The organism is Parazoarcus communis SWub3 = DSM 12120 (assembly GCF_003226565.1).
GTDB lineage: Bacteria > Pseudomonadota > Gammaproteobacteria > Burkholderiales > Rhodocyclaceae > Parazoarcus > Parazoarcus communis.
The window spans coordinates 84065-103250 of the sequence record NZ_QKOE01000008.1 but is presented as its reverse complement, the minus strand read 5'-3'; the positions used below and the strand labels follow the sequence as shown (position 1 = coordinate 103250).

The following is a 19186-nucleotide window of genomic DNA, read 5'->3' as shown; positions in this document are numbered from 1 at the left end:
TCAATCGGTCGAAATTCGCAAGGCTGCGGCACAGGCCAGCGGCGCCAGCGCCAACGCACCTGCCAGCCCGCCACCCAGCAACAGCAGGTGCGCCGCTGCACCGGTACCGGAGGCCTCGGCCTCCACCGCGCCCGCGCCAAAGATCAGCACCGGCACGAACAGCGGCAGGATCAGCAGCGCCAGCAACATACCACCACCGCGTACTCCCAGCGTCAGCGCCGCCCCCACTGCGCCCAGCAGGGCCAGGATGGGGGTACCGAGCGCCAAACTTAACGCAAGCGTCGGCAGCGCACCTTGTTCGAGGTCAAGCAACAGCGCCAGTCCCGGCGCCACCAGCACCACCGGCAGGCCAGTGGTCAGCCAGAACGCCAGCACCTTGGCCAGCACCCACAACACGGCCGGCTCACTAGACAGGAGGAGTTGCTCCAGGGTTCCGTCGACATGATCCTGGGCAAACAACCGGTGCAATGACAACAGACAGGCCAGCAGGGCGGCAACCCACAGCACCCCTGGCGCAATCGCACGCAACTGGTTGGGCTCTGCACCCACCCCGAAAGGAAACAGGCAGACCACGATGACGAAGAAGGCCAGCGTCACCAGCACGTCTGCACGTCCGCGCCAGGCCAGCAACAAATCGCGCCGCAGCACTGCAAAAAAGGTGTTCAGCATGCGTAGGCCCCGATATCGAGCACACGCGGCTCCACCGCAAAGGGCGCATCCTGATGGGTGGTGAGCATGACCATGCCACCCGCACGGCAATGATCGGACAGGGTGGTGGCCAGATCGGCCACCGCCCGCACGTCGAGCGCGGTGAAAGGCTCATCGAGCACCCACAGCCGCCGGCCCGACGACAGGAACAGACGGGCCAGACCGACACGCCGGCGCTGCCCCTGCGACAGCACGCGTGCAGGCAGGTCGAGCTGATCGGCCAGGCCGATGCGGACCAGCGCCTCCATGCAGGTGCCCTCGTCGACCTCGTCTCCCGCCGCGGCACAGGCAAAACGCAGGTTTTCCAGCGGTGTCAGCAGGTCGTTGAGCGCCGAGGCATGGCCCAGGTAGAGCAGGTCGCGATGGAAGGCATCACGATCACGGCCAATGGCCACGCCTTGCCAGCGCACCTCTCCGGCCTCGGCCAGTGCCAGACCGGTGACCAGTCGCAGCAAGCTGGTCTTGCCGACCCCGTTGGGACCGGCAACGCGCAGCAACTCGCCCGCCGCAAGCGTAAGGGCGAGGCCGCGAAACAGCAGGCGGTCGCCCTTCAGGCAGGCGAGGTCTTCGATTTCCAGCATGGTGCGCGATTGAACCACAGGGCGGCCCGACATGCCATCCCGCAAGCAAGAATACGGGCTGCCGATACTGACCGATGACAGCCAGCGCACATGCAGGCAGAATCGACCCCACCCGCGAAACGCCCATTCTGGGCGCTCCGTACCTTTAGGGAGGGTTGTCTTGCGCCTCGCCTCACCCTCGCTTGCCCGTGGCTTGCCGCTGCGCCTGTCTGCCATCGTGGCCGGCTGCCTGCTGGCTTTTGCCGCCGTCTTCGCCGTGCTGGTCCTTCGCCCTGCCACCGAAACACTCGCTCACGAGCAGTTGCGCCTCAGTGCCGGCTGGATTCGCGCCCAGGCACTGCGCGATATCGATGCCGTTGGATCGATGCTCGACACCACACTGGCGTTTGCCCGCGGCAAGCATCTGGACGTGGATCGCGAGCATGATTTCGTCAGCCTGACCTTGCCCTTGCTGCAAGGCAACCCACGGGTCTCGGCGATCATGATCGCGGACGAGGACGGCCGGGAGGTCTTCCTGATCCGCCAAGGGGAGAACTGGCGCAGCCGGGTGGTCCATGCGGAAAGCGTCGGCCGCCAGGCAAGCTGGACACAGTGGTCTGCGAGCGACGGCCAGGTCATCGGTCACGACCTTCGCGACAGCGACTATGACCCGCGCAATCGTCCCTGGTTTGCAGGCGCACGCGCCTTGAGCAAGGACGGCGAGCATGGCTGGACCGCGCCCTACCTCTTCTACACTGCGCAACAGCCCGGCATGACCCGCTATACCCGCTGGCGGGGCGCAGACGGCCGCATGCGGGTACTGGCCATCGACCTGCTGCTGACCGACCTGTCGGCCTTTACCGCCGCACACATCATTGGCCAGCACGGCGGCACCGCCGTGCTGGCCGCGGACGGACGCGTACTCGGCCTGCCGCGCAGCCCCGCAATGCTGGGCGCCGACCGCCTGCTGGCACCTGCCACCGGGCTCGGCGTACCCTATCTGGCCGACGGCTACGCCGCCTGGCAGACGACAGGCGGCACCACTCAGGCCTATACCTTTGAATCGGGCGGCGAAACATGGGTGGGGCTGTTCGAATCGCTACCGCTGGGCGCCCAGCAATTGCACATCGGCAGCTTCGCCCGCATGCGGGATTTCGTCCCTGCACAGTTGGGCAGCCTGCTGCTGCTCGCCGGGCTGGTGGTGCTGGCCGGCCTGATCGGGCTGGGCGTGGCCATGCTGCTGGCCCGCCGCATCACCCGGCCGCTTCAACAACTGGTCGGACGTAGCGAACGCATTGCCGACGGCGACCTGTCATCCCTCACGCCTGTCCGCGCACAATGGCAGGAAATCGCACAACTCGCTCAGGCGCAGGAGGTGATGCGGGCACGCCTGGCCGAGCACCGGGGAGAACTCGAGACAGCCCGGCTCGAACTGGAGAACAAGGTCGCCGCCCGCACCGCCGAACTGGCGGAAAACCGCAACGCCCTCGCCGACCAGTTGCTGTTCGTCCAGTTGCTGATCGACTCGATTCCCAATCCAGTGTTCTTCAAAGGCGCCGACGGCCGCTTCCTGGGCTGCAACCGGGCTTACGAGGCCGCCTTCGGGACAACCCGCGCCTATCTGATCGGCAAGACCGTGCTCGACCTCGACTACCTGCCGGTTGGCGACCGCAGCGCCTTTCACCAGGAAGACATGCGCCTCATTGCCGCAGTCAGCAACGAACATCGCGAGACGACGATGCCATTTGCCGACGGCAAGCTGCATGACACGTTGTACTGGGTCAGCGGATTCCGCCTCGGCAACGGTCATCCGGGCGGACTGCTCGGCATCATCGTGGACATCTCGGCGCAGAAAGCGGCCGAGCGCCAGGCACGCGAGGCCGAGAACCGGCTGCTAGGCATCCTTTCAGCGTCACCGATCGCGGTCGTGCTCAATCGCCCGGATGGCCGCATGCTGTTCGCCAACCGTCGTGCCAGCGAGCTGTCCCGCCTGGCGCACGACGTGTTTCTTCAACGTTCCGCGCTCGAGTGGTTTGCCGATCCGCGCGACGGCGAACGCCTGTTCGAGCGCCTGCGCCAGGGCCAGGCAGTCCACGACGAGGAAGTCCCGTTCCGTGTTGGCGACGGCACGATGCTATGGACCCGGCTCAGCATGGCGCTGACCGAGATCGGCGGCGAGAACGCGGTGATCAGCTGGATACACGACATCACCGCGCGACGTCAGGCCGAGCGCGAAGTGCGCCGCCTGTCCCGCGCCGCCGAGCAGAGCCCGGCCATGCTGCTGATCACCTCGCCGGCGGGCGAGATCCTTTATGCGAACCCGAAGTTCTGCGCCACCATCGGGCAAACGCTTGACGCCCTGGCAGGCACCCGGCCGGTGCTGCTCGAGGACGACGACCGCGTCATCGACCTGCATGGCGAGCTGTGGCGCGACCTCAGGAACGGACGGACCTGGCAGAAGGAGTGCCGCCTGCTGCGACCAGCCGGTGGCGACCTGTGGGTGGACGCCTCGATCAGCGGACTGCGCGACGACCACAGTGAAATCGCCGACTGTGTCTGGGTGCTGGATGACATCACCCACCGTCGTGCGGTGCTGGCCGAACTGCGCCAGGCCCGTGATCAGGCACAGGAGGCCACGCAGGCCAAGGCACGTTTCCTGGCCAACATGAGCCACGAGATCCGCACCCCGATGAATGCCATCATCGGCCTGTCGCACCTGGCCCTCGGCGGCAAGCCTGCTGAGCGCGAGCGCGACTACCTCGAGAAGATCCACCGTGCGGGCACCAGTCTGCTCGGGGTCATCAACGACATCCTCGACTTCTCCAAGATCGAGGCCGGCAAGCTGCGACTCGACCACAATCCCTTCGTGCTTGAAGAAGTGCTCGACAAGCTCGTCGACATCGTCGGCCAGCGCGCACAGGAAAAAGGTCTGGAGCTCATCCTGGCGGTCGAGCCAAACGTACCGCGGCGGCTCATCGGCGATGCGCTCCGGCTGGGTCAGGTGCTGATCAATCTGGTGGGCAACGCCATCAAGTTTACCGAGCGTGGCGAAGTCGAACTGCGCGTCACCTGCCTGTCCCACACCGGAGACGAGCTGGCACTGCAGTTCCAGATCCGTGATACCGGCATCGGCATCAGCCGGGCCCATCAGGACCGCCTGTTCGAGGCCTTCGCCCAGGCAGACGAATCCATGACACGGCGTTTCGGTGGCACCGGCCTGGGCTTGTCGATCAGCCGCCATCTGATCGAGCTGATGCACGGCCACCTGCGCGTGCAAAGTGCCGAAGGCGCCGGCAGCACCTTCACCTTCGATGCGCGCTTCAGCCGCTCGGCCAGCGAAACGCCCGCTGATCGATCGCTTCCCGACCAGTTGCAGGGTCTGCGCGTGCTGGTGGTGGACGACCACCCTGCAGCCCGCGACGTATTGCTCGACCTGCTCGCACGCCTCCCCTTCCGCGCAGAAGCGGTCGCCAGCGGCCTGGAGGCCATCGAGCGTATCGGGCGCGCCGACCATGGCGACCCCTTCGGCCTGGTACTGATGGACATGAACATGCCTGGCCTGGACGGCCTGGCGGCCACCCGTCGTATCAAGCATGACCGCAGCCTGAGCAACCCGCCAATGGTGGTCGTGGTCACCGCCTTCGGCGATGGCGAAGCCCCCGTCAGCGCACGCGCAGCAGGTGCCGACGGTTTCCTGCACAAGCCGGTCACCGCCTCGCATCTGGTCGATGCGCTGCAACAGGTCTTCGTCCCCGCATCAGCGGCGACACCGCGGGAAAGCCACGACTGGGCCTCACTGCTGCGCGGTCTTTCGGTGCTGGTCGTCGAAGACAACGAGATCAACCAGCAGGTCGCCCGGGAGCTGCTGGCGTCGGCCCAGATCAAGGTGGACATGGCAGGTGACGGCGCTGCCGCGCTGGAACGGATCGCGCGCCAGCAGCCGCCCTACGATGCCGTCCTGATGGATCTGCAGATGCCCGGGATGGATGGCCTGGAGGCCACCCGGCGAATTCGTGCCCAGCCTGAGCTGGCGGGCCTGCCGGTCATCGCCATGACCGCGCATGCCATGCCCGAGGAACGCCGCCAATGCATGGATGCCGGCATGAACGAGCACATCGCCAAACCCATCGATGCAGACCATCTGTTCTCGGTGCTTGCGGCACTGTGTCACCGCAACCATCCCCCACCCGCCAACACCCCTGCTGGCGACAACGCCGATCTGCCCACGCTGCCGGGCATCCGCACGGCTGCCGCACTGCGCCGGGTCGGTGGCAACACGGCCTTGTACCGGCGTCTGTTGCGACAGTTCACCGAGCAATACCGTGACACCGGCCAGCGGATCGCCGCCGCAATGCAGGCAGAGAACGCGGCAGACGCCGAACGCCTGACCCACTCGCTACGCGGGGTTGCGGCAACCATAGGCGCAACCGCGGTCGAAACCGCCGCCGCCAACCTGGAACGACAGCTGCGTCACCAGTTGCCGTGGGAACGGGCACACCAGCGCCTGGAGGACGAGCTGGCCCAGTTGCTGGCCATGCTCGACCGCCTGCCGGCAGATCGCCCGCCAGACGTCACCGCGTCGGGCACGCCCATCGACGATGCCAGCCTGTCCAGGCTGCTGGCGCTGCTGCAGGCCTCCGATGGCGAGGCGGTGCAGCTGTTCGAAGATCGCCTCGGAGACATCATCGCCCGCTTCGGCGAGACGCTGACCGAGCAACTACGGCAGGTGATCTCGCGCTACGATTTCCATCCTGCTGCCATACTGCTGACTTCGCTGCTCGAATCCGGCGGCGAGACACTGCCCAGCCTTTCAGGGAGTCAACCTTGAACACCGTGCCAAGCCCCACCGAACGCCCAACCGTGCTGGTGGTCGACGACATGCCGGACGCCATCGAACCCATCGTGCGCTGCCTGCAGCAAGCCCATTACCGCACCCGCATCGCCACTGACGGACTGCGGGCGCTGGAACTGGCCCTCACCGCGCCGCCGCCCGACCTGATCCTGCTCGACGTGATGATGCCCGGGCTCGATGGACACGAAGTCTGCCGCCGGCTCAAGGCGGAGCCGGCCACTGCGGACATTCCGGTGATCTTCCTGACCATCCGCACCGAAGAAGTGGACGAGCAGCTGGGCTTCGATGTCGGTGCGGTGGATTACATCACCAAGCCGATCAGCCCGCCGCTGGTACTGGCCCGCGTACGCACCCAGCTGCGCCTCAAGGCTGCAACCGATGCGCTGCGCGACCGCAACCGCATGCTCGAAGACATTGTCGAGGAGCGTACCCGCGCGGTCTGCGTGGTCCAGGACGCCGCCATCATGGCGATGGCTTCGCTGGCCGAGACCCGCGACGAGGAAACCGGCAACCACATCCGCCGCACTCAGCTTTACGTCCGCACGCTGGCCACCCACCTGCGCGACCACCCGCGCTTCGCCGCCGAGCTGACCGAAGACAACATCCTGCTGATGTACAAATCGGCGCCGCTGCACGACATCGGCAAGATCGGCATCCCGGACCGCATCCTGCTCAAGCCGGGACGACTGACGCCGGAAGAGTTCGAAATCATGAAGACCCACACCACGCTCGGTCACGACGCCATCGTCGCCGCCGAGAGCATGATGGAACTGCCGCTCTCCTTCCTGCGCTACGCCCGCGAGATCGCCCACTCACATCAGGAAAAGTGGGACGGTAGTGGCTATCCGCAAGGCCTTGCCGGCGACGCCATTCCGCTGTCTGCGCGACTGATGGCAGTCGCCGACGTCTATGACGCGCTGATCAGCCGACGGGTCTATAAACCCGCCTTCCCGCATGAGGAGGCGGTCCGCATCATCCGTGACGGACGCGGTCGTCATTTCGACCCGGACATCACGGACGCCTTCCTGACCCTGTCAGAAACCTTCCGTGACATCGCGCGACGCTTCGCCGACGAACACACCGTCTGAGGAGGCTCCGGATGGTGACAGGCTGCAACTCGAATCCGTGCAATGCAGGGACACATGGCACCCGTTTTGGGCATTGCCCGACCAAGCCTCGCCGGCCAACGGAAATTTATATCTAAAGTAATATCTCCGAACGCACCGTCGCGCGCGTCTCCCCACTGCATGGCCCCGCATCCAGGCGCCATGGCATTCATTCGGCACGGAAAGTGCTAACGGAGCACTGTCGAATGTTCACTTCCGACCAGACCGGAAGCGCCAGGAGCAGACCATGCGTTCAGCCACACTCACCCGCGATGTCGAGACCCTGATTCCTGAAGGAGCCTTCATCTATTCGCGCACCGACCTGCAAGGCCGGATCGAGGAGCTCAACCAGGCGTTCGCCGACATCAGCGCCTATTCCCGTGAGGAAATGCTGGGGCAACCCCACAACATGGTGCGCCACCCCGACATGCCACCGGAGGCCTTTGCCGACATGTGGGCAGACCTCAAGCAAGGGCGCCCCTGGCGCGGCCTGGTCAAGAACCGGCGCAAGGATGGGGGTTATTACTGGGTCGTGGCCAATGCCTCGCCAGTTCGGGAACAGGGGCGTATTGTCGGCTATCAGTCAATCCGTGGCCGGCCGACCCGCGAAGAGGTTGCTGCTGCCGAAGCGGCCTACCGCCGTATCCGTACCGGCGACCGCAGCATCAAGGTGTATCACGGCCGTATCGTCAGCACCCGTCCGGCCTGGCTGGACGGCCTGCTGTCGCTGCGCGCGCAGATGAGCCTGATCGGCGTGATGGCGCTACTGCCGGCGGTCGTCGTGCTGGCATGCGCGCTGACCGGCGCCGGTCCCGTGCCCATGCCCATGCTTGCACTGGTATTGCTCAGCAGCCTGTATGCCCTGTATTTTCTGGCCGTCTACGCTCCTCGGGTCAATCGCGACCTCGGCGCCACCGCAGCCTGGCTGGAGGCGGTGCTGACCACAGGCGATCTGCGACCGCGTTTTGACCTGAGCCGGCGCGATGTCATCGGGGCGGTCGCACGCCGGGCAGACAAGGTCATTTCCTCGATGCAGGCCACCTTGCAGGGCATGGGCGAAGTTTCCGCCGAAGTCGGGCGGGCAGCGGGCAGCGTGGGCCAGAGCGTCCGCGAAGTCCGCCAGGCTGCGCATGTGCAGAGCGAAGCGGCCGGCTCGGCAGCCTCGTCGATCCAGCAGGTCACGGTATCGATCGCCGAAGTTGCCAACCACGCCGACTCCACACGGACAGTCGCGGAAGAAACCAGCCGCACCTCGGATCAAGGTGCGCGTATTGCACGTGAAGCCAGCAGCAACATCCAGTCGCTGGCCGAGCGCATCCGCATCTCGGCCGAACAACTCGAGTCCCTGGGCAAGCGGTCCGATGAAATCGGCCGCATCACCGGGGTCATCCGTGAAATTGCCGATCAGACCAATCTGCTTGCACTCAATGCCGCCATCGAGGCCGCACGTGCCGGCGAGCAAGGCCGTGGCTTTGCCGTCGTGGCCGACGAAGTTCGCAAACTGGCCGAACGCACCGGCCAGGCGACGCGCGAGATCGGCGACATGATCAGCACCATCCGCGATGAAACCCGGCTGGCCGTGGACACCATGCGCGTGGGCGCCACCCAGGTAGGCGAAGGCGTGGAACGGGTGGGTGCGGCCGAAGCCTCGCTCACCCGCATCAATACCGAAATGGGTCACACCCGCCAGCGGGTCACCGAGATTTCGAACGCATCAGGTGAGCAGCGCATGGCCATGGAAGAACTCGCACGCCACATCGAGCAGGTCGCGACCATGACCGAACAGAACGTGGCGGTGGTCAGCGATACCGAATGCATGGTGATCCAGCTCGATACCGTGGTAAACCGCATGCGCAAGGCCGTGGGGCAATACTCGGTCTGAGCAACACCCGCGGCATCCCGCCCCAGCCTGGCGCGGGATGCCGGTACCGCTTACTGCGACTGCGCAGGTTGCGGCGGGTGGAACACGTCCGGCGCAACGGCATCACGACCAGCACCGATGTCCTGCGCCACCGGCGGCAGCGAGTGGGCGATGCCCTTGTGGCAGTCGATGCAGGTCTGCCCGGCGGCCAGGCCCGCCTGGTGCATCTGGTTGGAGCGACGCCCCTGCACCGAGTAGTCAAAGTACTCGTAGTTGTGGCAGTTCCGACATTCCTGCGAGTTATTGGCCTTCATCCGACGCCATTCATTCTCGGCCAGACGCTGACGTTCAGCGGCAAACTTCTCGGGGGTATCGATGGTGCCCATGATCTTGCCATAGACCTCGCGCGAAGCCTTGATCTTGCGGATCATCTTCGGCCCCCACTCCTTGGGCACATGGCAGTCCGGGCAGGTTGCGCGAACCCCGGTACGGTTCTGGTAGTGGATGGTGTTGCGATACTCCTTGAACACGTTCACTTCCATCTCGTGGCAGGAGATGCAGAAACGCTCGGTGTTGGTCGCCTCCAGTGCCCAGTTGAAGCCCCCCCAGAACACCACGCCGGCCGCAAACAGCAGCACGATGGCGCTCCAGCCCATGTTGCGCAGGCGTTGGCGCAACCCTTTGTTATTGTCGCTCATGGTTTTCCCCGTTCATTCGCTCAGCGCAGGCCTTCGGCACGCTGGAACTTGTTGCCGACCAGCGGCTTGGCGTCCATCTGCGGCACGTGGCACTGCATGCAGAAGTAGCGGCGCGGCGAGATGTTCGACAGTTCGCCGCCATCGCGGTCCTTGAAGTGAGTCAGGCTGACCTTGGTCGCACCGGTCTCCTGGTAACGGCTCCAGGCATGACAGTCCATGCAGCGGTTGAAGTTCTTGCTGACCTCATACCCCTCGACCTTGTGCGGAATCAGTGGCGGCTGCTGTACATAGTCGCGCTGGATCGGCGCCTGGTCGGGAATCGGCTTGTAGGCGCCTGCGGGCAACTCCGGCGCCGAGACATCGGCACCACGGATGCTGGTGACGGTCTGGGCACTGGCAGGCAGGGCCGCGCTCAGGCCAAGCACGGCCAGCAGCGCGAGTGCAAAGTTCCGGGTCTTCTTGTTCATGACTCGCTCCTGTCAAATCGGGTCGAAATACGAAAAACGTCCTTGCCACAGACATCGATGCAACGCCCACAGGTGGTGCAATCGCCATCGAGGATCAGCGGGTGGTCCTGGCCAGCGCCCTTGAGCGCCGGCCGGATGACCTGGGGTTCGGGACAAACAGCAAAACAATCCATGCAGTCGTTGCAGGCGCTGCGACGCGCGGCAGAAACCCGCAGCAGCGCACTGCGGCCGATCAGGCCGTAAAAAGCGCCCTGCGGACACAAGTGGCCACACCAGCCGCGCGGGGCAATCAGCAGGTCATAGAGAAAAACCGCGCCGACGATGCCCCAGGCCAGGCCAAAACCGAAGATCAGCCCGCGGTGGACCATCGACACCGGATTCACCCATTCCCACGCCAGCGAACCGGTCACCGCAGCGATCACAAGCACAAAACCAAGCAGCCAGTAGCGGGTGCTGCCGGACGGCACCTTGCCCCCCTTCAGCCCCAGGCGCCGACGCAACCACGCCGCGGCATCGGTCACCAGATTGACCGGGCACACCCAGGCGCAGAACAGCCGCCCCCCCAGCAACAGGTAGAAGGCCAGCACGATGCCGCCGCCCAGCAGCGCCTCGCGGTAGGGCCAGTGGCCGGCGGCCAGTTGCTGCGCCAGCACAAAGGGGTCGGTCAGCGGCAGCACGCCCAGGGTCAGGCTGGACGCCAGGTTGCCCTTGACCACCCACCAGCCGAACCAGGGCCCCACCAGGAACAGGGCGAGGATGCCAAGCTGCGACAGTCGCCGCAGCAGCAGCCATTTGTGCGCACGCAGCCAGCCCTTGGCCTCGATCGCCTCCTGCCCCGGCCGTGCGACCACACCGCGCATTGCGGCACCGCGAACGCTGGTTGGCGGCACCTGGCGCGCTTGCGTCGTGGTTTGCGCGCTCATGGCTTCCACCCCGAATCCAGCCCACTACCGGCCGGCCTCGCCGGCACCGCGTCACCGGGCTGCGGCCCTTCGCCCGGGCGGACCCGGGTATCGCCGTAGGCCTTGTCTTCCAGCCCCCGCACCGGCAGCTCGACCTGATCGCCGATCAGCGACTGACCGGCAGCTTCCTTCTCCTCCCAGCCACGACGGTAGTGCTCGGCCTTGGAGCCCTGGGCCAGTCGGATCGGAAGCACCTTGATCGCCGACTCGCCAGGCAGCACACAGGACTTCTCGCACTTGCCACAGCCGGTGCAATAGTCCGAATGCACCGTGGGCAACAGCATTGCGTGGCGGTCCGAGCGCGGGTTATGGATGCGTTCGAGCGTAATCGCCTTGTCGATCACCGGGCACACCCGGTAGCACACATCGCATCGCAGCCCGAGGAAGTTGAGGCAGTTCTCCTGGTCGATCAATACCGCCAGCCCCATGCGCGCGTCGCCGATGTCGGTCAGCGCGCGATCCAGCGCCCCGGTCGGGCAGGCGACCACGCAGGGGATGTCCTCGCACATCTCGCACGGGATCTTGCGTGCCTCGAAGTAAGGCGTGCCACTGGCCACACCGTCACCCAGTTCGGCCAGCTTCAGGGTGTCGTACGGGCAGTCGCGCACACACAGGCCGCAACGCACACAGGCTGCGAGAAAATCGCCTTCAGCCAGTGCACCGGGCGGGCGCAGCGCCGTCGCCGGCAGCGCCGACGCCTGCTTCGAATACAAGCCAGCCGCCAGCGCCATCAAGCCTGCCCCTCCAGCCACCCCTGCCGCATCCTTCAGGAAGCGGCGGCGCGACGTGGCAGGCAGACTTGCTGCAGCAGCCGGCTTTTCACTTGTATTTTGCATATCGCTCATGATCGTCGAGCAAACACCGCCCCGACGGTCCGGCGCGATGCCGGACCGGGGGGACTGCGCTCACACCTCGTGGTATCAGGCCTTCATCACCTTCACCGCGCATTTCTTGTAATCGGTCTCTTTCGAGATCGGGCAAGTTGCGTCCAGCGTCAGCTTGTTGACCAGCCGGCCTTCGTCAAAGAAGGGCACGAAGATCAGCCCGACAGGTGGTTTGTTGCGGCCACGGGTCTCCAGCCGGGCGACGATCTCACCGCGGCGGGAGGCCACCTTGACCGCCATGCCACGCTGCAGACCGCGTTTGGCGGCGTCGTCCGGATGCATGAAGACCTGCGCCTCGGGCACCGAGCGATGCAGCTCGGGCACACGGCGGGTCATCGAACCGGTGTGCCAGTGCTCCAGCACACGGCCGGTACACAGCCACATGTCGAACTCCTTGTCCGGCATTTCCGGGGGATCCTGGTAGGGCAGCGCAAACACCACCGCCTTGTTGTCCTTATGGCCATAGAACTTCACCCCTTCGCCCGCCTTCACATACGGGTCGTAGCCCTCGCGGAAGCGCCACAGGGTTTCCTTGTTGTCCACCACCGGCCAGCGCAGGCCGCGCGCCTTGTGATAAACGTCGAAGTCGGCCAGATCGTGGCCATGATCACGACCGAACTGGGCGTACTCTTCGAACAGCCCCTTCTGCAGGTAGTAGCCCAGCACCTTCGACTCGTCGTTCATGTAGCCCTTCCACGCGTGGGCGTTGGCGGTCTCGACATCGGACAAGGGGTACTTGTTGATCTGGCCATTGGCGTAAAGGACGTCGTACAAGGTCTTGCCCTTGTACTGCGGCATCTTCGCAATCAGCTCGGCCGGCCAGACGTCCTCGACCTTGAAGCGCTTGGAGAACTCGATGTACTGCCACAGGTCGGACTTGGCATCGCCGGGTGCCGACACCTGCTGGCGCCAGAACTGGGTGCGACGCTCTGCATTGCCGAAGGCGCCTTCCTTCTCTGCCCACATCGCTGACGGCAGGATCAGGTCGGCCGACAAGGCGGACACCGTCGGATAGACATCGGAGACAACGACAAAAGCTTCCGGATTGCGCCAGCCCGGATAGATCTCGTCATTGACGTTGGGACCGGCCTGCATGTTGTTGGTGGTCGTGGTCCAGTAGCACTTGACCTTGCCATCCTTGAGCGCCCGGCTCTGTGCCACCGCGTGCAGGCCGATCTTGGCCGGGATGGTGCCTTCGGGCAGCTTCCAGATCTGCTCGGTCATGGCCCGGTGCATTGGATTGGTCACCACCATGTCGGCCGGCAGGCGATGGGCAAAGGTACCAACCTCGCGCGCAGTGCCGCATGCGGACGGCTGACCGGTCAGCGAGAACGGGCTGTTACCCGGCTCGGAGATCTTGCCCACCAGCAGGTGGACGTTGTAGATCATGTTGTTCACCCAGGTACCGCGGGTATGCTGGTTGAAACCCATGGTCCAGAACGACACCACCTTGCGCTTCGGGTCGGCGTAAACCTCGGCCATGCGCTTGAGGTTCTCGACCGGCACGCCGGAAAGCTTGGACACTTTCTCTGCAGTGTACTCGGAGACGAACTTGGCGAACTCGTCGAAGCTGATGTCCTTGGCTGCACCGGTGTCGCCCTTGGGTTTGCCGTCGGCACCGGGATAGCCGTTGCTGGTCGCCTTGGCTTCCAGGGCATGGTTCGGACGCAGACCAAAACCAATGTCGGTCTCACCCATCTTGAACTTGACGTTGCGATTCACGAAGTCCGTGTTCACCCGCTTGGTCTGGATGATGTAGTTGCAGATGTAGTTGAGGATCGCCAGATCGGTGTTGGGCACGAAGATCATCGCGTTGTCGGCGAGCTCGTAGGAGCGATGCTCGAAGGTCGACAACACATGCACCTCGCAGCCGTCCTTGGACAAGCGCCGGTCGGTGATGCGGCTCCACAGGATCGGGTGCATCTCTGCCATGTTCGAGCCCCACAGCACGAAGGCGTCGGCGTTCTCGATGTCGTCATAGCACCCCATCGGCTCATCGATGCCGAAGGTGCGCATGAAGCCGGCAACCGCCGAAGCCATGCAGTGACGGGCATTGGGGTCGATGTTGTTGGTGCGGAAGCCCGCCTTGTACAGCTTGGAGGCCGCGTAGCCTTCCCAGATCGTCCACTGCCCCGAACCGAACATCGCGATCGAATCGTTGCCATGCGTCTTGATCGCAGCCTTCCACTTCTCGGCCATGATGTCGAAGGCCTGATCCCACGAGATCGGCGCGAAGTCGCCGTTCTTGTCGTACTTGCCGTTCTTCATGCGCAGCAGCGGCTGGGTCAGGCGGTCCTCGCCATACATGATCTTGGACAGGAAATAGCCCTTGATACAGTTCAGCCCTCGGTTGACCGGCGAATCCGGGTCACCCTGGGTGGCCACCACACGGCCGTTCTGCACACCGATCAGCACCGAACAGCCGGTGCCGCAGAAACGGCAGGCTGCCTTGTCCCAGCGCACCTTGGTGCCGTCGCCGTTCTTGGCCTGGGCATGTACCGTGATCGGGATGCTGACACCGGCCGTGGTCGCCGCCGCAGCAATCGCATTGGCCTTGATGAATTCGCGTCTATCCATGTTCATTTCTCATGCCTCCTGATCTTCGAGACCTTCATCCGTGTATTCGTAGGCGAGCGTCACGCCCTGCACGCAGGGACCGAGATTCACCTTCAGGATCGAATCGGTAACCGACCAGCCCTCGCCGTCCTCGACGGTGACGACGATATGGCCGGTCTCGACCGACTTGCCTTGCAACTCCACGCCCGGCACCTGCCCGAGAAATCCCTCCACAACGGGAAAATCCTCGGGCTTCGCCCTGACTACCAGGCTTGCGATATTCATACGCGCTCCTCCTGCTCCATTGCCTTCAGCCCTGCCTTCACCTCGATCGCCCGGGTCGGGCAGGGGGCGAAACAGGCACCACATCCATTACACCGTTCCAGATTCAAATCGGGCTGCGCCACGCCCCCGCGCTGCAGCCGGAAGCGGATCGCCCCGGTCGGACAGCTCTCGCCGCACACCCTGCAATCGACGCCCTGATGGGCAATACAGCCCGCCCCGATCTGCGCCTTCAACAGCCAGGGCTCGCCCGCCTCGGGCGTCAGCGCAGCCGGTTCGCAGTGGCGCACACACTCACCGCAGAAGGTGCACTCACCCTGAGCAAAATCGACCCTCGGAAAGCCGCCATCGCCATTGACCAGAATGCGGGTCGGGCAAGCCTTCACGCAGGCATCACAACGCGTGCAACGGTCCAGGAACAGCGCCTCGTCCAAGGCCCAGGGCGGACGTTGCGCAGGGTCGACCCGACGCATGCGGCCGCGCAGAAAACCCCGACGAGAGAAGGAAGCTGATTCCAAGAGACATCCCCGCGATGAAAACGAGGACATTTGAAGCCTTGCCGGAAGCAAGGTCATTGATGGCCGTCAAGATGAGAATCCGTCTCAAACGGCAGCGAACGCATCTACTGGCGGAGAATGCCCCCGAAAGTCATCTACGGACCGCCTCACCGACCGGCCCCATAGCGGGCGGCGGCGGGCGCCCATTCGTGACAGCGACAAACCACCTGGGCCCGCAGCAGTACTCAGGCGCGCAGATGCTCCACCGCCCAGACCGCAGCTTCCACACGGGAGCGCAGGGCCAGCTTGCGCAGGATATGCTTGACGTGCACCTTGACGGTACCTTCGGCAATGTCGAGCTCGCGCCCGATCAGCTTGTTCGACAACCCGCCCGCGATGCGCTCAAGTATCCGCAACTCCTGCTCGGTCAGCCCCGCTGCGCTGACCGACTGGGGCTGGGCCGGGCCACGCAGGGCTGCGGCCATCAGGTGGGTGAGCTGCTCGGAGATCACGATGCGGCCCTCTGCCGCCTCCCGCAAGGCGTCGAGCATGGCCTCCGGCTCCATGTCCTTGAGCAGGTAGCCGTCGGCCCCGGCCCGAAGCGCGGCCACCAGATCATCGCCATGATCAGACACGGTGACCATGACGACGCGGGCATCGAGACGGGCTGCCCGGATCGCCTTGAGCACCTCGATCCCATCCATGTCCTTCATGTTGAGGTCGAGCAGGACAAGGTCGGGGGCCAGGCGCGTTGCCATGGCCAGCCCCTCGACACCACCGGCGGCTTCCCCCACCAGTTCAAACGCGGCAATGGTCTGCAGCAACTGCGTCAGCCCCTTGCGAAACAAGGGGTGGTCATCGACGATCAGTACACGCTGGCGCTCGCTCATGCCACACCTCCAAACATCACAGGTTCGGCATGCACCGTATTCGCCCCTGCAGCAAAGCGCAGGCGCAAACGGGTTCCGCCACCCGGGCGTGACCCCAGTTCGATCGAGCCGCCCAGGCTGCGCGCCCGTTCCCGCATGATTGCCAGCCCGTGATGGTGACGCGTGTCCACTGCCGCTTCGCCCAGTCCGACACCATCATCCTCGACGTCGACCGTCAGTCGTCCGCCCGGATCGCAGTTCAACCGCACCCAGGCATGCCGGGCCTGCGCATGGCGCACCATGTTCGACAGCGCCTCGCGAATGATGTGCAGCACATGAACCTCCTGATTCGGGCCCAGCGGACAATCCGCCAGGCGGGTTTCAAGCACCAGCTCGAGCTTGCCCTTGGCTGCATATTCCTCGACGGCGGCATGCAACAGTTCGGGAAAATCGCCAGTCATCTTCAGGCGGAACGACACGAGCAGTTCCCGCAGCTGACGATAGGCAGCGTTGATCCCTTCGCGCAGATCGGCCAAGGTCGCCCCGGCCTCGGTCGCCCGCGCCGGATCACCAACCATCGGTTGTAGCAAGGCGACCTGAATCTTCATGTAGGACAAGGCCTGGGCCAGCGAATCATGGAGTTCGCGGGCAATCACCGACCGCTCTTCCTGCAATGCCAGCAGACGCTCCTGCTCGCTGCGGCGGGCGGCCCCCAATGCCATCCCGATGTGCTGGGACAAAGCCTCGACCAGCTGGCGCTGCCAGCCCTCCAGACGCTGTCCCGGCGCCAACGCCAGACGCAGCATGCCGTAGCGACGCTCACTGTCGCGCAGGGGGACGCGCAGCAGGTCGTGATCGCCTTCGGACTCGTAGCTCCACGGCCGCGCATCTCCACGACAGCGGGCACAGGCGAGTTCGGCCCCCGTCGCATCCGCAGCCCGCTCCGCGCAGGGGCCAAACGTCGACGCCATGACCGCCGCCGGCCCATCATGCCGGGGCTCGATGCACGCCTGGCTGCCGCGCAAGCCGATCAACTGCTCGATGTCGCGCAGGGTTGCGGTATAAGCCTCCGGTGCGGCGGGAGAGTGGTACAGCCGGGCAATCGCATGGTAAAGCAGCTCAAGCGAACGGTTACTGCGCTGCAACTCCGCCGTCTTGGCATCGACACGCGCCTCGAGATCGCGATACAGCTTGGACAACTCACCCGCCATCAGGTTGAAAGCGGTCCCGACCCGGCCCAGCTCGTTGCGCCCGGTGTATTCGGCCCGCGCGGAGAAATCGCCACCCGCAATCCGGTTGGCCTTGCCCAGCAGATCATTGAGCGGCTGATGCAACATGCGATGCAACAGCACCAGCACCGCAGCCATCACCATCAGGGTCAGCCCGATGGCCACCGCCAGGATCCGGCCCAGGTCCTGAATGCGGGTCTCGGTATCGTGTTCGAGCACCGCAACCAGGGTATTGAGCTGGTCGACGTAGGCATCGACGTCGACCAGCATCGCCTGGATATTGTCTGCGGTAGGCGGTGGGCCATGCGCCAGGATACTGTCAAAACGAGGCCGCAGGCTCAACTGCCAGCTGGCCTCAACGCCCCGATAGGTCGCAGCGAACAAGCCATCTGGCGCCCGCTCGAGCACCCGGATCAAGGCCGGATGGACCAGCTGTTCCTCAAAGCTGCGGATCGCCTCCGCAACACGCGGACTGGCACCCTGCCCGTCCCCGGCGTCGGCCACCACCAGGCTGGCAATACGATGTGTCAGCCGGCGCAAGCTGCCAGCGACGTTGATCGCACTCGCGCTCCCCTGCACCGTCTCGGCGACAAATACCGAACTACTCATCCCGCCGAGGCTGATCAAAACCAGCAGCGTCATCGCCAACCCCACCAGCAACAGGATGGACCGGCGCGCCAAGACGCCCAGCATGCGCCTGATCATGTTGTGACTCCCGCAAAAACCGATGATCGAAAAACGAGGGGATACCCCCAATGTGCAGCACCACGCCCTGGCGGCATCATCGGCGAATCTCAGGTCTATAGTAAACAGGGATTTAGGTGTTTCAGCCCATACCTCTTTGGAGGTATTCCGATGCATTGCGTCCCGTTTTGCACCAATATCGGGGAACAAGCTCGCGTTCTACACTGCATTCCATGAACTGGCAGTCGCATTGCACGCTGCCGCAAGGAGCCGCACATGAACATCGAAACCACCTCACCGACGCTCGACACCCTGGCCGTCACCGCGCCATTCGACCTGCTCGACCTCACCGAACTGCAGGGGCTGCTCAAAGGCGCCCAGTGCCTGCACTTCGCAAAGGGCGAAATCGTCGCCCATGCCAGCGACGCGGCCGATCAGGTGTGGGTGGTGCTGGATGGCGAGGTCAAATGTGCGCTGATTTCGTCAAGCGGCACCGAAAAGATCCTTCAGGTCGCGAGCGCTGGAGCAATCTTTGGTGAAGAGGCGGCGCTACTCGGACGGCCGCAATTGTTTACCGCGCAAACCACGCGGGACAGTCACATCCTGGCAATTCGCAACACCGCCATGCGCACCGCCATGGAAGCCTCGGCCGGTTTCGCCAATGCGATGACCCTGCGCCTGTCGTCGGCCATCTACGACCTGATCGAAAACCTGCAGATCTGTCTGCAAGGCAACAGCACCCAGCGTGTCGCCCACTACCTCAGCCGGCTTGCGCCCGCCAACGCTGAACGCTGTGAAGTTCAGCTCGACACCGACAAGCAGAACATCGCCGCCCAACTCAACCTGACCCCGGAAACCCTGTCACGCGTGCTGTCGCGCTTCACCCGCGACGGCATGATCCGCCCTCACGGTCGTCGCGGCCTGGTGCTGAACAAGCTGTCGATGCTGCGCAACTGTGCGGCGGGCTGAGC

Annotated in this window: 15 protein-coding genes; 4 read left to right on the top strand and 11 right to left on the bottom strand. The window is 64.6% G+C overall.

Features of this window, described 5'->3' with window-relative positions; genetic code table 11:
* Both ccmB and ccmA read right to left on the bottom strand, forming a co-directional pair.
* Positions 1-669 (bottom strand): heme exporter protein CcmB, encoded by a 669-nt coding sequence (ccmB, locus tag DNK49_RS12865; protein WP_110525141.1) that lies wholly within the window; start codon positions 667-669, stop codon positions 1-3.
* On the bottom strand, positions 663-1289 hold the full coding sequence (gene ccmA / locus DNK49_RS12860) for a cytochrome c biogenesis heme-transporting ATPase CcmA (RefSeq protein WP_110525274.1): 627 nt from the start codon (positions 1287-1289) through the stop codon (positions 663-665). The genes ccmB and ccmA overlap by 7 nt, the downstream gene beginning before the upstream one ends.
* A gap of 160 nt (positions 1290-1449) precedes the next feature.
* Between ccmA and DNK49_RS12855 the strand changes: the two genes are divergently transcribed.
* The 3 genes from DNK49_RS12855 (at position 1450) to DNK49_RS12845 (ending at position 9108) form a co-directional block, all read left to right on the top strand.
* A complete protein-coding gene (locus tag DNK49_RS12855; protein ID WP_165843324.1) occupies positions 1450-6096 on the top strand; it encodes a response regulator in 4647 nt (1548 codons plus the stop codon).
* 5 nt (positions 6097-6101) lie between these two features.
* Positions 6102-7208 (top strand): response regulator, encoded by a 1107-nt coding sequence (locus DNK49_RS12850; RefSeq protein WP_341538207.1) that lies wholly within the window; start codon positions 6102-6104, stop codon positions 7206-7208.
* A gap of 265 nt (positions 7209-7473) precedes the next feature.
* Entirely contained in the window at positions 7474-9108 is a 1635-nt protein-coding gene (locus DNK49_RS12845; RefSeq protein ID WP_110525136.1) for a methyl-accepting chemotaxis protein, read from the top strand.
* A 50-nt stretch (positions 9109-9158) separates the two neighbouring features.
* On the opposite strand, the gene DNK49_RS12840 is transcribed toward DNK49_RS12845, so the two are convergent.
* The 9 genes from DNK49_RS12840 to DNK49_RS12800 form a co-directional block, all read right to left on the bottom strand.
* Positions 9159-9785: a NapC/NirT family cytochrome c gene (locus tag DNK49_RS12840; RefSeq protein ID WP_110525134.1), complete on the bottom strand. Its 627-nt coding sequence runs from the start codon at positions 9783-9785 to the stop codon at positions 9159-9161.
* Between the two features lie 20 nt (positions 9786-9805).
* A complete protein-coding gene (locus DNK49_RS12835) occupies positions 9806-10252 on the bottom strand; it encodes a nitrate reductase cytochrome c-type subunit (RefSeq protein ID WP_110525132.1) in 447 nt (148 codons plus the stop codon).
* A complete protein-coding gene (napH, locus tag DNK49_RS12830) occupies positions 10249-11175 on the bottom strand; it encodes a quinol dehydrogenase ferredoxin subunit NapH (protein ID WP_110525131.1) in 927 nt (308 codons plus the stop codon). Before napH ends, DNK49_RS12835 begins: the two co-directional genes overlap by 4 nt.
* A complete protein-coding gene (gene napG / locus DNK49_RS12825; protein ID WP_110525129.1) occupies positions 11172-12050 on the bottom strand; it encodes a ferredoxin-type protein NapG in 879 nt (292 codons plus the stop codon). Before napG ends, napH begins: the two co-directional genes overlap by 4 nt.
* A gap of 84 nt (positions 12051-12134) precedes the next feature.
* Entirely contained in the window at positions 12135-14681 is a 2547-nt protein-coding gene (gene napA / locus DNK49_RS12820; protein WP_110525127.1) for a nitrate reductase catalytic subunit NapA, read from the bottom strand.
* 3 nt (positions 14682-14684) lie between these two features.
* Complete coding sequence (locus DNK49_RS12815) at positions 14685-14939, bottom strand: chaperone NapD (RefSeq protein WP_110525125.1); 255 nt, start codon at positions 14937-14939, stop codon at positions 14685-14687.
* Complete coding sequence (gene napF, locus DNK49_RS12810) at positions 14936-15454, bottom strand: ferredoxin-type protein NapF (protein WP_243632350.1); 519 nt, start codon at positions 15452-15454, stop codon at positions 14936-14938. The genes DNK49_RS12815 and napF overlap by 4 nt, the downstream gene beginning before the upstream one ends.
* Positions 15455-15678: 224 nt before the next feature.
* Complete coding sequence (gene narL / locus DNK49_RS12805; protein WP_110525123.1) at positions 15679-16323, bottom strand: two-component system response regulator NarL; 645 nt, start codon at positions 16321-16323, stop codon at positions 15679-15681.
* Positions 16320-18236 carry an ATP-binding protein gene (locus DNK49_RS12800; RefSeq protein ID WP_110525121.1) on the bottom strand — a complete coding sequence of 639 codons (1917 nt, stop codon included), beginning with the start codon at positions 18234-18236 and terminating at the stop codon, positions 16320-16322. Before DNK49_RS12800 ends, narL begins: the two co-directional genes overlap by 4 nt.
* Before the next feature lie 255 nt (positions 18237-18491).
* On the opposite strand from DNK49_RS12800, the gene DNK49_RS12795 reads away from it, so the two are divergent.
* Positions 18492-19184 carry a Crp/Fnr family transcriptional regulator gene (locus tag DNK49_RS12795; RefSeq protein ID WP_110525119.1) on the top strand — a complete coding sequence of 231 codons (693 nt, stop codon included), beginning with the start codon at positions 18492-18494 and terminating at the stop codon, positions 19182-19184.
* Positions 19185-19186: the final 2 nt, after the last annotated feature.

Coding starts and splice junctions, on each gene's coding strand:
- ccmB (WP_110525141.1), bottom strand. CDS start 669: ATGCTGAACACCTTTTTTGCAGTGCTGCGGCGCGATTTGTTGCTGGCC.
- ccmA (WP_110525274.1), bottom strand. CDS start 1,289: ATGCTGGAAATCGAAGACCTCGCCTGCCTGAAGGGCGACCGCCTGCTG.
- DNK49_RS12845 (WP_110525136.1), top strand. CDS start 7,474: ATGCGTTCAGCCACACTCACCCGCGATGTCGAGACCCTGATTCCTGAA.
- DNK49_RS12840 (WP_110525134.1), bottom strand. CDS start 9,785: ATGAGCGACAATAACAAAGGGTTGCGCCAACGCCTGCGCAACATGGGC.
- DNK49_RS12835 (WP_110525132.1), bottom strand. CDS start 10,252: ATGAACAAGAAGACCCGGAACTTTGCACTCGCGCTGCTGGCCGTGCTT.
- napH (WP_110525131.1), bottom strand. CDS start 11,175: ATGAGCGCGCAAACCACGACGCAAGCGCGCCAGGTGCCGCCAACCAGC.
- napG (WP_110525129.1), bottom strand. CDS start 12,050: ATGCAAAATACAAGTGAAAAGCCGGCTGCTGCAGCAAGTCTGCCTGCC.
- napA (WP_110525127.1), bottom strand. CDS start 14,681: ATGAACATGGATAGACGCGAATTCATCAAGGCCAATGCGATTGCTGCG.
- DNK49_RS12815 (WP_110525125.1), bottom strand. CDS start 14,939: ATGAATATCGCAAGCCTGGTAGTCAGGGCGAAGCCCGAGGATTTTCCC.
- narL (WP_110525123.1), bottom strand. CDS start 16,323: ATGAGCGAGCGCCAGCGTGTACTGATCGTCGATGACCACCCCTTGTTT.
- DNK49_RS12800 (WP_110525121.1), bottom strand. CDS start 18,236: ATGATCAGGCGCATGCTGGGCGTCTTGGCGCGCCGGTCCATCCTGTTG.
- DNK49_RS12795 (WP_110525119.1), top strand. CDS start 18,492: ATGAACATCGAAACCACCTCACCGACGCTCGACACCCTGGCCGTCACC.